This window comes from Novosphingobium sp. PP1Y (assembly GCF_000253255.1).
Classification (GTDB): Bacteria; Pseudomonadota; Alphaproteobacteria; order Sphingomonadales; family Sphingomonadaceae; genus Novosphingobium.
This window is the reverse complement of sequence record NC_015580.1, coordinates 3336028-3350545: the sequence shown is the minus strand read 5'-3', so window position 1 is coordinate 3350545 and position 14518 is coordinate 3336028. Positions and strand designations below refer to the sequence as shown.

Here is a 14518-nt window from a genome sequence, read left to right as displayed (position 1 = left end):
TTTCCTCAAACGAACCGGAAACCGATTGCGCCCAGCGGTCCGAAATCGGCGTTGAAAACGTCGCCGGGACGCGCTTCGACCGGACGGGTGAACGAGCCGCCGAGCACGACCTCGCCGGGTTCCAGCGCCTGGCCCCACGGCGCCAGCCGGTTTGCCAGCCAGGCGATGCCGTTGGCGGGGTTGTTGAGCACGCCTGCCGCGATTCCGGTTTCCTCGACCACCGCGTTGCGGCTCAGCATCGCGCCGATCCAGCGCATGTCGACCTTGTCGGGCCGCATCGGCAGGCCGCCGACGATGATACCGGCGTTGGCCGCATTGTCGCTGATCGTGTCCTGCACCTTGCGGCGGGCCCCGGTGTCGGCATCCACCACGGTCGTGCGGCTGTCGATGATTTCAACCGACGGGATGACATATTCGGTCGCCCGCAGCACGTCGAACACGGTGACATTCGGGCCTTCGATCCGGCGGGCCAGGACAAAGGCCAGTTCGACCTCGACCTTGGGGGTAATGAAGCGACCGCAAGGGATGTCGCCGCCCTGTTCGAACACCATGTCGTCGAGCAAGGTGCCATAATCCGGTTCGGTGATGCCCGCGACCTGCTGCATGCCGCGCGAGGTAAGACCGATCTTGTGGCCGTAGACCGTTCGCCCGCGCGCGAGTTTGAGATCGACCCAGTGCTTGCTGATCCGATAGCCATCGGCAATCGTCATATCGGGATGGCGGGCGGTGAATTGGCGGATCGGCTTGCGGTCCTGCTCAGCAGCATCCAGTTCCTGCGCGAGCTTCGCGATTACCGCCGGATCAAGCGTCGGCTGCGACTGGTCGGGCTGGCTGCCGCGATCTGGCCTTGTCATGTTCTCTCCCGACACACCAAGCATTATGCCAAATGCATTGCACAATAACGAATGGGCGTCTACCACATCCTGCGCCCTCCCAATGAGCCCGGGCCTTGTTCGCAAGGGCGGCGCCAAAGGGGCACAAGAGCAAAACCGCGGAGATAGAGGATGACCATGGACACAAGTGTTCGGGAAGAAAATATTACGGGGCGGGGGCTGACTTCGCATACCCTTCTGGCCGGCGATCCGAGCAAGCCTGCCGTGCTGCTGCTGCACGGGGCCGGACCGGGCGCCCACGCCGGATCGAACTGGCTGCATCTGATGCCCGACCTGGCGGAAAACTTCTTCGTCATCGCGCCCGACCTCATCGGTTTCGGCCAGTCGGTCATCCCCGAACCCTGGCCCGACAATGTCATGGCCTGGATCGGCACCCGGGTGGAGCAATGTTTCGGGCTGCTGGACACGCTGGGCATCGAAAAAGCCCATGTCGTCGGCAATTCGATGGGCGGCGCGCTGACCCTGCAGATGATGAGCGAAGAGCCCGACCGGATCGACCGGGTGGTGCTGATGGGCTCGATCGGGGCGCCGGGACCGAAAACGCCCGAACTGATCCGCCTGCTGTCGTTCTATTCCGACCCGCGGCAATCGCGCTATCGGCAGTTGATGCACAGCTTTGCCTATGACGCCGACAAGTTCGAAGGCATGGAAGAAATCGTCAACAACCGCTACAAGATCGCGACCGATCCCGAGATCATGAAGACCGCGGTCAAGATGATCGATTCGATGAAGCAGGGCGTCGATACCCTCAACATGCCCCCGTCGATCCTGTGCAAGATACCGCACAAGGTGTTGATCTTCCACGGGCGACAGGACCGCATCGTTCCGCTCGACACCAGCCTCTATCTGATCGAGCACCTCAAGCATGCCGAACTCTACGTGCTCGATCGCTCCGGCCACTGGTCGCAGCTCGAGCGTTGGGACGTGATGCGACCGATGCTGGAAATCCACTTCGGTGCGCGTTCGTTCTGAGCGCAGCCGATTGCATGGGCGCCTGGCACCTGCTTTGCGGAGCAGGGCTGGGCAAGCAAAGAAGCGAAGGGGTGGTTAGGCGGCTTGTCTGGCCGCCCTTTCCGTTTGAAGGTGTTGTGCATGGATGAATCAGCAATCGCTGCCGAAGCCTTCTGGGCGTTTTCACTCAAGGTCTATGCCAGGCCGCAGGTGGCGGAACTGTGTATTGCCCTGCAGGACGAATACGGGTTCGACGTCAATGTGCTGCTGCTGGGCTTGTGGATAGCGGAGACGGAGCGGACCGCCTTCGAGGCCAAGCTGATTAGGGAATTGCGCGAAGCCGTCGCTCCACTCAACGACAACCTCGTGCATCCCCTGCGCCGGTCGAGGCGTTGGGTCAAGCCTGCTGATCCCGTTGCCGAAACACCGCGACACAAGCTCTACGGGGCTCTCAAGCAGGTGGAACTGAAGGCCGAACGTCTCGTCCAGGCAGCGCTGATGGAAACATTGGCGACAGGCTTGGTGCGGGGCGGCGAATCGCCAACCCCGCAAGCCGCAGCAACGGTCAGCCTTGAGAATTACCAGAAGGCCATTGGCGCGCCCGACGCAGCCTCGACGCCGCTTGCGCAGCTGATCGTCAGGGCGCTTCCTTAGCCGGCATTGCCGGGGTCTGCTCAGGCGGCTTCGCATCCTTGATATAGGCATAGATTTCCGCGATCTCGTCGTCGCTCAATTCGGTCGGGCGGAATGGCGGCATTTCGATCAGGCCGTGACGCACAACCGACTTGAGGTAATCGAGTTCAAGATCCTTGCGGCCGATCAGCGCCGGAACGGGACGCTCCAGCTGTTCGAGCAGCATCGTGCCGGGATGGCCGGGCCCCGGATTGTGGCACCCGGCGCACTTGAGCGCGTAATTTTCAGCGCCGTCGGGCTTTTCGGCATTCGGGGCCTTGCTGCAGGCACCGAGAACGGCAATGAGCGACAGGACAGCCAGCTTTTTCATCATCTCTCCAACTCGAATAAGCGCGGGACGGGCTCAGGCGGATGCAAACAGGGCCGTCGGGTCCAGCGCCTTCTTGACCCGCTCATGCAGGGTTGAAAGTCCCTTGGTTTCGAACGTCTTGCCGACCACTTCGCGCATTCCCGGCTCGGCGATGGCCTGGCCGAAGCCGGCTTCGGCCTGCGCCGCGATCAGTACGGCGGCGCAGTCGCGGGCGCGGGTTGCGCTTGCGGGCTGCGCGGCGGTGAAGGGCAGGATCTGGCGATGGTTGGCCGACCGCCAGATCGCCACGGTCTCGCCGAGATAGTCGAATTCGTGCTTGGCGCAGATGTCGCGCGACAGTTCGTAGAGCCGCATGGCCTCCTCACCATCTACGGGGCTCACCGGGTTGGCGGCAACCGCCTGATCGCCGCTCCATGCCGGAACGAATGCTGGCGCATCGGCCACCACGCCGGTCATGGCGCCAATACGCCACGCCCACAGGCGGGGATCGATGCCCTTGCCGTCGGCGATCACCCGAGCACCGGAGATCGACGAAAACGCCCCCTTGACCATATCCCACAGGATCGGGACATTGCCTGGCAAGCCATAGAGCGCGCCGTAGAGATTCCAGTGGCCCAGGCCCAGCGCCTCGCCCGCAGCGGTTACCGCGCTGGCCGCCATAGGCCCCTTGCCATCATAGTCGCCGCGCTTCTTGCCGAGCAGGGCGGCTTCGTGCAGCGCGCTGCCGACCGCGACGCCATTGGCCACGACCATGTTGAGCTTGAGCGGCCCGAGCACGTCGAGCAGATCGGCCAGCTGGTCTTCCTTGGGCACGGTCACCATGAAGGTCTGGTGGGCTGGCGGTTGCGGCATCATCCACATGCCGACCTTGGTCGGCACCGCGAAATCCGACTGCGTGAACAGGCCATCGACCCAGGGGCCGTAGCCGAACTTGAACAGTTGCCAGCAGGTGCTCTTGGGCATGGCGCCCATGCCCGTCCGCACAAGCTTTCCGTCCGCGAGCATGACCTCAAGCCCGCACTGCATCAGGAAGTGATCGGAGTAGGGGGTGTAGCCGGGCTGACGATAGACGAAGCTTGCGGCCACACTGGCGTCGGGGTTGCCGCCATGGTCGATCCACAGCTTGATGCCCTTTTCCTTGATATGGGCATCGAGCTGGCGGAAGGTCACCCCCGGTTCGACCAGGCAATAGGCCAGCTCCTCGTTCACCTCGAGAATTGCGTTCATGCGCTGGAGGTCGAGGATGATGACCTTGTCCAGCCCTGCCTTTTCGAGGCCGTGGGCGCCGTTGCACACGGGTTGCAGCACACCGCCGGCGGTTCGCGCCGCCTCCAGCGCCTTGGCGAGCTGGGTTTCATCCGCCGGCAAGACGATGCCAAGCGGTGCCGCGCCGCTGATTGCAAAGCGGGCCAGCCCCTGAGGGGTGCGATCGACTGCCGCGGCGCCGATCGCAGCTTCCACCGCGGTCAGCGCGGCCATCTGGCGAGCTTGGTCTGTCATGGGTCCTGTTCCGCCTGTCTATTGCTGGAGAATCTTCACGTAACGATCGAGATTGGCTGCATCGACGGCGAAGTGCGCCGAACGAATCCCGATGCCGATGGCGCTGTCCGGTTCGCTGTCGCGCCACGAAAAGCAGCAAGTCGGGCAACGGTGGATGGTCCACACCACCTTGCCGCCTTCCTTGCCTTGATAGTCAGCGAGGGCGCCGCCGGTCGCGCAGCGCGGACAGACCGTCTTGCTCATTGCAAAGCTCCCAGTTGCATGGCCCGGATCTTCTTGCTCAGCTCGTCAATGTCCGGCCCGGTCGGAGGGGTGACCAGATGCGCTTCGCCGACCGGGTCGGGGGGCAGGTAGCTGGTCGCGTCGATAATCAGGCGATGACCCTTGCCGGGAACGACGGCCGAAGGATCGATCGGGACCGCAGGCATGTTGGGCAGGACGATGATGTCGTCGGCGCGGGTGCGGGTGGAAAGCGCCCACATCACCTGGTTGAGATCGAACGGATCGACATCGGCATCGACCATGATCAGGTTCTTGAGATACATCACCCCGTGCGGAGTGCTCAGCGCGCGCAGCGCGACGGTCTTGGCAAAGCCCGCCATCCGGTTCTTGACCGAAATGATCCCGGTCAGCCCGTGCTGGTACAGCGCGTTGACCGCGGTGACTTCCGGAAAATTCTGGCGCAGCTGCGCATAGATCGGCGCCGAGGTATGCAGGCCGATCAGGGTATCGTGTTCGGTCCAGCCGCGGCCGATATAGATGTTCTCGAAGATCGGGTTCTTGCGGTGCGAGATGGCAGTCACCTTGAAGATCGGCGCCTTGCGGACCCCGCTGTAGGAACCGGGAAACTCTCCGAACGGACCTTCCAGGACCCGTTCGCCCAGTTGCATTTCGGCTTCGATCACTATCTCGCTGTCGGCGAGGATGTCGATGCCATTGCCCGACCTGGTCAGCCGGATCGGCGCGCCCATCATCGCCGAGGCATAGGAATATTCCGATTCTTCGTAACCGATCGGTGTCGCCGCGAACACCGCCAGCCCCGGATGGTTGCCCAGCATGACCGCGATCTTGAGCGGCAGGCCGGTACGTTCGGCCGCCATGATCTGCTTGCCCATGTCGTGCGACGGGATGGTCATCAGGGTGAAGCTGTCGGGACCTTGCAGTTGCAGCCGGTAGATGCCGACGTTCTGCTTGCCGAAATTGTCCGGGTCTTCCGGATCGCGCGACGCCACCGACGCCTTGCCGAGGTAGAAGCCGCCATCGAATTCGTTGATGCGGTAGACCGGCAGCACGTCGTAGAGGTTGATCCCGCTTTCGATCCGGCATTCGTGAACCGGCGCCTGGCCTTCGGGAACGGTGCTGATCTGCGCCGCCGCATCGCCCCAGCGCCCGGCGATCTCGAAGAACAGTTCGCGGATTGTCGTTCCCTTGGGGCGGCCGAGCAACAGCGCGATATTGTCCCATGAACCGTGCACGCCGACTGCGGTGCGTTTGCCGGGGTATCCGGCAATGTTGTCAAACACGATCGCAGGCGCGCCGTTGGCGTCGCGCGATGCGGCGACCGCGATGTTGCGCACGTCGGGCTCGGGCATCACCCGCTCGCTCCAGGTGATCGCCTGTCCGGCATCGCCCAGCAATTCGAGGAAGTCCCGCAGCGAGGTGATGGACCGCGATCGCTTGGCCAGATCCTGCATCATCAATTCCCTTCAGTCAGACCAGCTCAATGGCCGCCGTGGCCGGCGGGGGCCGTCTGGACGGTCACCCATTTCCACTCGGTCATGATTTCCAGATCGGCCTCGGTGCCTTCGCGCCCGAACCCCGAAGCCTTGGTGCCGCCGAAGGGAACGTGCGGTTCGTCGTGCAGGGTCGGAGCGTTGATATGGACCATCCCCGCTTCCGCCTGCTGGGCAAAGCGCAGGGCCTTGTCGATATCGCGGGTGAAGATCGACGCGCTCAGGCCGTATTCGGTGTCATTCGCCAGGTCGATCGCTTCCTCGAGCGAGTCGAATGGATAGAGCGAAGTGACCGGGCCGAAGGTTTCCTCGGCAAAGACCGTCATCTCTGGCGTCACGCCGCTCAGCACCGTGGCCGAGCAACAGTTGCCGTTCCATTCGGCCCCCGCAAGAATTGCAGCGCCCTTGGTGCGGGCATCGTCGATATGCCGGCGGACGCGATCGCGTTGGCGTTCCGAAATGATCGGTCCGAGCATGGTGGTGGGCTCGCGCAGGTCGCCGCCCTTGGCCTTGGCCGTCGCGGCGGCGAAGGCCTTGGCAAAGGCGTTGAAGATTGGACGTTCAACGTAGATCCGCGATGCCCCCATGCAGACCTGGCCCTGATACATGAAGATGCTGAACAGCGCGGCACCGACGGCCTTTTCGAGATCGGCATCGGCGCACACGATCAACGGGCTCTTGCCGCCGAGTTCGAGTGTATACTTCTTGAGGTTCCGGGCGGCGATCCCGGCGATGTGCTTGCCGACCCGCGACGACCCGGTGAAGGTTATCGAGGCAACCTTGGGATGGCCGGTCAGGGCATCTCCGATTTCCGCGCCATTGCCGTAGACGATGTTGAACAGCCCATCGGGCACGCCGGCTTCGCGCCACAGGGCGGCGAGCAGATCGGCGACCTTGGGTGCGGCTTCGGACGGCAGGAGAACGAAGGCGTTGCCGGTCGCCAGCGCCATCGCAGATTGCTTGATGCCCTTTATCAGCGGCACGTTGAACGGGGTAATCCCGGCGACTACCCCCACCGGCTGGCGCAGGCTCATGCTGAAGCGGCCCGGCGTGTCGGAGGGAATTGTCTCGCCGCGGACCCGCCGCGGCACCCCGGCGGCGGCGCGCAGGAAGCTCACTGCGAACCGCGTCTCGAACCCGGCCTTGGCAGCGGGCGAACCGATTTCGTCGATCAATACCTCGCTGAACAGCGCGGCGTCGCGCTCCATGATTTCCGCGGCCTTGACCATCCAGCCTTCGCGCACCGCGGCGGGCAGGTCGCGGTGCTGGCGAAACGCCTTGTCGGCGGCCTCGACAGCACGATCGACGTCGGCGGCGGTGCCCGCCGCAACCCTGGCGTAGACGCTGTCGTCGACCGGATTGAGGTCGTCGAAATAGGTGCCACTTCCAGGCGCTACCGCCACGCCGCCAATCCAGTGATCGAGGTTCTTCATCTTGCTGCTTTCCTTGGGTCAGAATCTGGCGCCGTTACGCGCTTGTGCGCATCGCCTTGGGCCAGATGCCCTGCTTGCCCGGAGAGAGAATGCCGTTGGGATCGAGAACATCCTTGAGACGGTGGTGGAGATCCCAGAGTGCGCCGTCGTTGTGTTTGTAGGTCCTGGCGATCTGATCCATGAAGGCGAGGTGCGTGCGGTATTCGCCGAACCCCGCCTCCGCAGCCTCGTCGACCAGCAGGCCGAACAGGTCGTAGGCGCTCTTGCGCATCGTCTCGTCGGCGCGGTCGTACATGATCATCAGGATGTGATGCATGTCGCGCCAGCCGACCAGGAATTCGCCGATGTAGTCGAAGCCGTGATCGTTGCAGCGCTGCTTGATCAGCTTGTATTGGGCAAGTGCTTCGGAACCACTGGGCGCCGAGATCGGCGAAAAGTTGATGTGCCCGCCGCCGCCGATCCAGTTCATGATGCTGAATTCGGTCATGTTCGGCTCGCCGCGCATCAGCCGTACGCGATAGTCCCAGGCCGGATCGTTCTTGCGATCGAAATGGACCTTGGCGCCGGGAATGCTCATCAAGGCATCCTCCACCACCTTCCAGTTGTTCTCGATCACCGGAGGCGGGCCGTACAGCGCACCGTAATAGTTCCACATTCCCAGATCGTGGTCCGAGGCGATCTTGGCACGGATCGACGGCGGCAGCGGGCCCTTGCCATCGTAATAGTGGCGCCGCGTGGTCTTGGCCGAGGCCTCCCACAGCAGATCAACCGCAACCGCCGCATTCGGGATGATCTGGTTGACCTTGAGCGCCCGGGTGACCTCGAAGATCGCCTCAAGATCCTCCTCCTTCTGGTAGGTGATCATGAAGGGCTTGTAGCCCGGCGGTTCCGGCATCAGCCAGATGCCCATCTTGGTCACCACGCCGAAATTGGATTGGGTGAACATGCCGTCGAAATGCGGGCCGGCCACGTGCTTGGTGACTTGCCAATGCTTCGATCCGGCAAGTGCGCCCTGGCCGGTGCGGACGATTTCACCATCGGCCAGAACCACTTCCATGCCGCACTGCATGACAAAATGGTCGCCATAGGGGGTATAGCCGGCGCCATGCTCCAGCGCATTGCCCATCACGCCGCCCCAGGCTGGTGCGGCAGGATCGATCCACAGCTTGCTGCCGATCTGGCGCAGATGGCGATAAAGCTGCATGTAGGACACGCCGGGTTCGACCAGCGCATAGCCGTATTTCTCGTTTACTTCGATCACGCGGTTCATCCGCCGCAGATCGAGCATGACATAGCCGGATTTGCGCGGGGCCGGGCCGCCATAGGCAAAATTGCGGCCGGTCCCGATGGTCCAGACAGGGATCTTGTAGGCGTTTACGACTGCCAGGATCTTCTGGATTTGCTCGACACCGTCGGGCGCAACAGCGGCGGACGGCAGCATTTCGCCGTCGGCCAACGGAGAATAGGCGTCGCGGTAGGCCGACAGCGGAAGCTCGTCGAGGAATACCCATTCCTTGCCGACGACCGCAGCGAGCTCGTCAAGCGCCTTGTTGAAGGTGGATGCGTCGACACCCTGGGGAACGATGCGGCTCAAGAAAGGTCTCCCCCGATTTCATATACCCAGGAAGCCAGCAGTCCGGGGCTGCTGGCTGCGATGTCGCACGAACCCGACTTGCAGGTGTTCAAGCGGGATTCGGTTGGCGCGCCGATCGCGTCACGAACCAGGTGGGCGACGGCCACCGGCCATGCCGCCGCAGTACCCTCGAGCAGACGCGCGGCGCCCTCGGTCCGGTGCTGCCAGCGCCCGCCTTCGTAATGGTGCCGCCACTGCAGCGCCGACCGTCCGCCGCGCTCGACCAGCAGCTGTCCGGCGATCATGGCTGCGGGATCCGACGTCAGCCCGACGATCAGGCCATCGGTGTCGTCGAGATCGTGCAGGAGGTCGTTGAGCGACCGGTCGAGCCGCACGGTCCGGCCGACCACGCCGCTGTCGGCGAGCGTCGCCGCGAACAGCCGGCTCTCCGGCGAAGCGGTTTCCTCGACGACCGTCACCTTGCGCGCACGGGCCGCAGCCGCTCCGGGCAAGACGCCAAGCCCGGCCACGGTGGCGCCCAGCGCCCCGGCTCCGAGAAATTCGCGTCGCTTGATATCCCAAGCCATCATGCCTGCCTTTCGATCTTCAGCGGCGCCGGTTCGGCGACCGCGCCCTCGGTGGATAGTCCCTGCCAGCGAACCGCTGCGCTGCGATGTATGTCGAAGTGATCCAGCACCCGTGTGCAGCTGTGATCGACGATGTCCTGAAGTCCGGTTGGTCGGGCGTAGAACGCGGGGACCGGAGGGAAAATGACCGCGCCCATTTCGGTGCAGGCGGTCATGTTGCGCAGGTGAGCCAGGTTGAGCGGCGTCTCGCGGGTCATGAGCACCAGCTTGCGCCGCTCTTTCAGCATCACATCGGCGGCGCGCGTGATCAGATTGTCGGACAGGCCATGGGCCACTGCGGCCAGCGTGCGCATCGAGCAGGGCGCTATGACCATGCCGTCGCACAGGAACGAGCCGCTGGCGATGCTGGCGCCGACATTGCGGACATTGTGCACCACATCGGCTGCCGCTTCGATCAGGCGGCGACCGTCCGGGATTTCCTCGCGAATGTTGAGCAAGGCGGCCTGCGACATGACGAGGTGGGTTTCCCAGCCACCCTGTTCGCGGAGCATTTCGAGCAAGCGCTGCCCGTAGACCGAACCCGTCGCTCCGGTTATGGCAACGACCACGCGCTTCACGGGCGGGCTGCCCCGCCGACGTTTTCGCCGCGTACTTTCGTCGGAACGTTCATGCCCGAATCCTTCTCCCTCATCCATTATGCAACAAATTGCACTATAAGCAACACATAAGAGTGCCTCGAGCCTTTCTGCTTTGAGAATTCTCCTATTCAATTCCGGGTTGCGGCGGCAAGCCGAGACTGATGGCCTTGAGTTCCAGGAATTCGTCAATGCCGTGACGCGATCCCTCGCGCCCCAGACCCGATTCCTTGACCCCGCCGAAAGGCACGGTTTCCGAGGAAATGATGCCGTTGTTGAAGCCGACCATGCCAACCTCGAGACCTTCGGCGAGTCGCCAGAACCGGTCCATGTCGCGCGTGAACGCATAGGCGGCAAGGCCGGAACGGGTGCTGTTGGCCAGGGCCAGGGCTTCGCCCTCGTTTGCGAAGCGGAAGAGCGGCGCGACCGGGCCGAACGTCTCCTCCTGCGCCAGCCGCATGTCGGGGTTGGCGCCGATCAGGACCGTGGGCTGGTGGAACAGTTCGCCGGCTTCATGGCGTTCTCCGCCCGTGACGATCCGGGCGCCGCGCCCGACGGCATCGCCGACATGGTCGCGGACCTTCTGCAAGGCGGCGGCGGTGATCAGCGGGCCCTGGTCGGTCTCGCCTTCAAGGCCGTTGCCGACCCGGAAGGCCGCGACCCTCGCGGCCAGGGCTTCGGCGAACCGGTCATGGATGCCGCTCTGCACCAGGATGCGGTTGGCGCAGACGCAGGTTTGTCCGGTGTTGCGGAATTTGGAGGCGATCGCGCCTTCGACAGCCGTATCGATATCGGCGTCGTCAAAGACGATCAAAGGGGCGTTGCCGCCCAGTTCCATCGAGACCCGCTTGAGGGTTGTGGCGCATTGCGCCGTCAGCAGCTTGCCGACCGCGGTCGAACCGGTGAAGGTGAACTTGGCGACGGTCGGATCGCTCGTCAGCACCGAACCGATCGCCGGAGCATCCCCCGCGATGACGTTGAAGACGCCCGGTGGGACGCCTGCATCGAGCGCGAGGTGGGCGAGAGCGAAAGCCGAAAGCGGGGTCAGTTCCGCCGGCTTGAGTGTGACGGTGCATCCTGCGGCGAGCGCGGGGGCAACCTTTCGGGTAATCATCGCGGCCGGAAAATTCCACGGCGTGATGGCACCAACCACGCCGACCGGCTGCTTGATGACCATGACCCGGCGCTCGCGCGCGGCGGGGATGATCTCGCCGTAAACGCGCCGCGCCTCTTCGGCAAACCAGCGCACGAAGCTGGCGGCATAGTCGATCTCGCCCCGCGCTTCGTTCAGGGGCTTGCCCTGTTCGCTGGTCAGCAGCCGGGCCAGGTCTTCACGGTTTTGCAGGATCAGGCCATGCCAGGCCAACAGGATGTCGGCGCGTTCGGCCGCTGCGCGTTTGCGCCATTCCTGCAGGGCGGCAGCATTGCTGGCCACGGCGCGTTCGGCCGCCTCCGCGCCCAGCAGTGGTATGGTCGCGATAGTTTGGGTGGTAGCCGGGTTCGTCACCGTGAAGACGCAGCCCTTGCCCGCAGGGGGCAGGCCGTCGATAATCGGCGTGGTCCGAAGGACGACGTCTTCGGCTAGCGAGGGTCTTGTGCTTGCCATCGATCCAACTTCCCGGACTGGGCAAAAAACCTTTGGGGTGGAACCGCGGATGCGGTTCCACCCCATCGGAGGGAGGACGGATCAAATTACCGTCCCGGGAGAGCTTAGTACTTGTACGCCAGCTTGAGGAACCATTCGCGCGGACGCGAATAGCTTGCCGTGGCAGCGCCGCCGACATTCAGATCGACATAGCCGCCCTGAAGGTAGCGCTCGTCGCCGATGTTGGTGACGCCGGCGGTCAGCGTGAAGTGATCGCTGGGATCGGTGTAGGAAGCGCTGGCGCCGAACACGCTGTAGGCCGGTTGGAACAGCTGCGGGCTGTTCACGGCATCCTTGAAGGTGCCGCTCTGGTGATACCAGTCACCGCGCAGGACCAGCTTGCCCTTGTCGCCATCGAACACGGTGGCGTTTGCCGCGACCGTCGCGGTCCATTTCGGAACGAACGCGAACTTGGAGTTCGTGTTGACGGGGAAAGCAGTGGGATCGACGGAGCGATAGAAGGCATCCAGATAGCCGACACCATAGTCGATCCGCAGCCAGTCGGTCGGTGCGGCCTGGCCTTCGATTTCGAAGCCCTTGATCCGCCCCTCGCCACCGTTGCGGACCTTGGGTGCAATCCCTTCGTTGACCACGATCTGGATGTCGCTGTAATCGGACTGGAACAACGCAAGGTTCATACGCAAGCGCCGGTCAAACAGCTCGGTCTTCAGGCCGACTTCATACGATGTGACGAACTCCGGAGAGAAGGCCGGTGTCGCTAGTTCGGCAGGGAAGATTCGCTGGCTGAAGCCACCGTTCTTAAAGCCTTTCGAGTAGGACACATAACCCATGACATCATCGGTGAACTGATAGTTCACCGAGACCGCCGGGGTCCATTCCTTGGCCTTTGCCGAAACCTGGACCGCAGGGAGAGTGTGGTTCCCACCCGGATTGGTTGCTGTTGCCACGCAGGCTGGATCGGGGAAGCCGGCAAGAGGGCCGCTCGGGATAAGCTGCGGCGTTGCTTGGCCTACGAGGCAACGGCTATACTGGATGAACACGCCATCGGGATAGGGCGGAAGCAGCCCTGCGGTGTAGTCCCGAGTGATGACCTGGGCCGAAGGATCAAACCGTTTGGTCTCATCGGTGTAGCGGATGCCCGGCGTGATCGAAAGCTTGTCAGTGACCTTGTAGGTGAACTGGAGATAGCCAGCATAGCTGTCGTTATCGATCAGGCCGCCGCTGAAGAAGTTGGCGAACCCGAAGCGCAGCGGCTCGATGTCGCCACCTTTTTCCTTCAGATAATAGGCGCCAAGCGCGAACTTGAGCGTGTCGTCGAACACGCTGCCGTTCAGCTGCAATTCCTGCGATGCCTGCCACACGTCGACATTGTTTGTCAGCTGCAGGACTTCGTGCGGGGTGCCGTCGAAGTCGTATTCGATGACCGACTTCTGGTCGCGATAGGCGCTGATCGATTTGAGCGAAATATCGCCGAAATCGTATTCCATGGTCAGGTTGACGCCCCAGAGGTCGAAGTCCGAACGGTTCGGGCCGCCGGCCCAGGTCGTGTCGATATCTCCGGTCACCCAGCGCGAGGATACGCAATTGGGATTGCTGACCGGGGCCAGTTCGCCCGGAAGTCCGCACTGTCCAGCGCCCAGGCCGAGCTTGTTGAAAGCGAAATTGGAACTGGGGAAGGCCACAGTGCCGAACGGTGTGGTGACGATCTGCAACAGATCGGGCGAATCGCGGTTCTCGATCAGGTAGATGGCTGTCTGCTCTTCCCGTCGAATGTTGACGTCGCCAGCGAGAATCGCGGTGAAGGCGTCGGTCGGCGTCCACTTGAACGCCACTCGGCCCGAGAAGCTGTCCTTGTTGCCCTGACGCCCGCCGTCGAACAGGCGCCGCTGGTAGCCATCGCGGGTTTCGTAGGAAGCCACGGCTCGCATCGCCAGCGTGTCGCTAATCGGAACGTTGATCAGGCCCTTGATATCGGCGCGATTGAAGCTGCCGGTCGCGGCTTCGAGCTTGAGCTCGAAATCGTTGCTCGGCTGGTTGGTGTTGACGATGATCGCGCCGCCGATGGTGTTCTTGCCGAACAGCGTGCCCTGCGGACCGCGCAGGATCTGCACGTTGCTGATGTCAGCCATGTCGAGCAGCCCGCCCACCGAGCGCGCCACGTAGACGCCATCGACATAGATGCCGACGCCCGGATCGACGGTGATGTTGAAATCGGTCTGGCCGACGCCGCGGATGAATGCGGTGAGCGAGGCGCTTGAGCCCGAAATGTTGCCGACTGGCTGAATGTTGACGTTAGGTGCATAGGACGCGACCTGCGCCACGTTGGCAATCTGGCGGTCCTCGATCATGGCCCCGCTCATCGCGGTGATGGCCACCGGGGTTTCCTGGGCATTTTCCTCACGCTTGCGCGCGGTGACGAGAATCTCGTCGAGTCCGCCCTGGCTTTGGGCTTCCTGTGCGGCATCGCCTGCTGCGGCGTCCTGCGCAAAGGCATTGGTCGGCGCTATGGCAAGGCAGGCAAGCGCAAGGCTGCTGCCGGCTAGCAGCCGCCGCTTGCGGTTGCTCGTGCGGTAAATCACTGACATGGCATTTCTCCCTTGAGTT

General features: G+C 63.3%; 13 protein-coding genes. 2 read left to right on the top strand and 11 right to left on the bottom strand.

The window, feature by feature from the left end:
• Window positions 1-5: 5 nt before the first annotated feature.
• The gene (hpaH, locus tag PP1Y_RS21830; RefSeq protein WP_013834118.1) at window positions 6-854 is read right to left on the bottom strand and encodes a 2-oxo-hept-4-ene-1,7-dioate hydratase; all 849 of its coding nucleotides are present in this window, start codon (window positions 852-854) and stop codon (window positions 6-8) included.
• A 150-nt stretch (window positions 855-1004) separates the two neighbouring features.
• On the opposite strand from hpaH, the gene PP1Y_RS21825 reads away from it, so the two are divergent.
• Window positions 1005-1865, top strand: a complete 861-nt coding sequence (locus tag PP1Y_RS21825) for an alpha/beta fold hydrolase (protein WP_013834117.1) — start codon at window positions 1005-1007, stop codon at window positions 1863-1865.
• Between the two features lie 120 nt (window positions 1866-1985).
• A complete protein-coding gene (locus PP1Y_RS21820) occupies window positions 1986-2498 on the top strand; it encodes a TIGR02444 family protein (protein WP_013834116.1) in 513 nt (170 codons plus the stop codon).
• Here the strand turns inward: PP1Y_RS21820 and PP1Y_RS21815 are convergent.
• The 10 genes from PP1Y_RS21815 to PP1Y_RS21770 all read right to left on the bottom strand — a co-directional run bounded on the left by PP1Y_RS21815 (window position 2482) and on the right by PP1Y_RS21770 (window position 14499).
• Window positions 2482-2847, bottom strand: a complete 366-nt coding sequence (locus PP1Y_RS21815; protein WP_013834115.1) for a cytochrome c — start codon at window positions 2845-2847, stop codon at window positions 2482-2484. The genes PP1Y_RS21820 and PP1Y_RS21815 overlap by 17 nt on opposite strands.
• 33 nt (window positions 2848-2880) lie before the next feature.
• Entirely contained in the window at window positions 2881-4347 is a 1467-nt protein-coding gene (locus PP1Y_RS21810) for an FAD-dependent oxidoreductase (protein WP_013834114.1), read from the bottom strand.
• Between the two features lie 18 nt (window positions 4348-4365).
• Window positions 4366-4590: a non-oxidative hydroxyarylic acid decarboxylases subunit D gene (locus PP1Y_RS21805; RefSeq protein ID WP_037513049.1), complete on the bottom strand. Its 225-nt coding sequence runs from the start codon at window positions 4588-4590 to the stop codon at window positions 4366-4368.
• Window positions 4587-6044, bottom strand: a complete 1458-nt coding sequence (locus PP1Y_RS21800) for a non-oxidative hydroxyarylic acid decarboxylases subunit C (RefSeq protein WP_232512501.1) — start codon at window positions 6042-6044, stop codon at window positions 4587-4589. Before PP1Y_RS21800 ends, PP1Y_RS21805 begins: the two co-directional genes overlap by 4 nt.
• 23 nt (window positions 6045-6067) lie before the next feature.
• Window positions 6068-7513, bottom strand: coding sequence for an aldehyde dehydrogenase family protein (locus PP1Y_RS21795; RefSeq protein WP_013832793.1), 1446 nt, complete (start codon window positions 7511-7513; stop codon window positions 6068-6070).
• Window positions 7514-7547: 34 nt separating this feature from the next.
• Window positions 7548-9107 (bottom strand): FAD-binding oxidoreductase, encoded by a 1560-nt coding sequence (locus tag PP1Y_RS21790; RefSeq protein ID WP_013832794.1) that lies wholly within the window; start codon window positions 9105-9107, stop codon window positions 7548-7550.
• Window positions 9104-9676 (bottom strand): hypothetical protein, encoded by a 573-nt coding sequence (locus PP1Y_RS21785; protein WP_232512499.1) that lies wholly within the window; start codon window positions 9674-9676, stop codon window positions 9104-9106. The genes PP1Y_RS21790 and PP1Y_RS21785 overlap by 4 nt, the downstream gene beginning before the upstream one ends.
• Window positions 9673-10290 (bottom strand): UbiX family flavin prenyltransferase, encoded by a 618-nt coding sequence (locus PP1Y_RS21780; RefSeq protein WP_051010110.1) that lies wholly within the window; start codon window positions 10288-10290, stop codon window positions 9673-9675. The genes PP1Y_RS21785 and PP1Y_RS21780 overlap by 4 nt, the downstream gene beginning before the upstream one ends.
• A gap of 145 nt (window positions 10291-10435) precedes the next feature.
• Window positions 10436-11914, bottom strand: a complete 1479-nt coding sequence (locus PP1Y_RS21775) for an NAD-dependent succinate-semialdehyde dehydrogenase (protein WP_013832797.1) — start codon at window positions 11912-11914, stop codon at window positions 10436-10438.
• Window positions 11915-12018: 104 nt separating this feature from the next.
• Window positions 12019-14499 carry a TonB-dependent receptor gene (locus tag PP1Y_RS21770; RefSeq protein ID WP_013832798.1) on the bottom strand — a complete coding sequence of 827 codons (2481 nt, stop codon included), beginning with the start codon at window positions 14497-14499 and terminating at the stop codon, window positions 12019-12021.
• Window positions 14500-14518 lie beyond the last annotated feature (19 nt).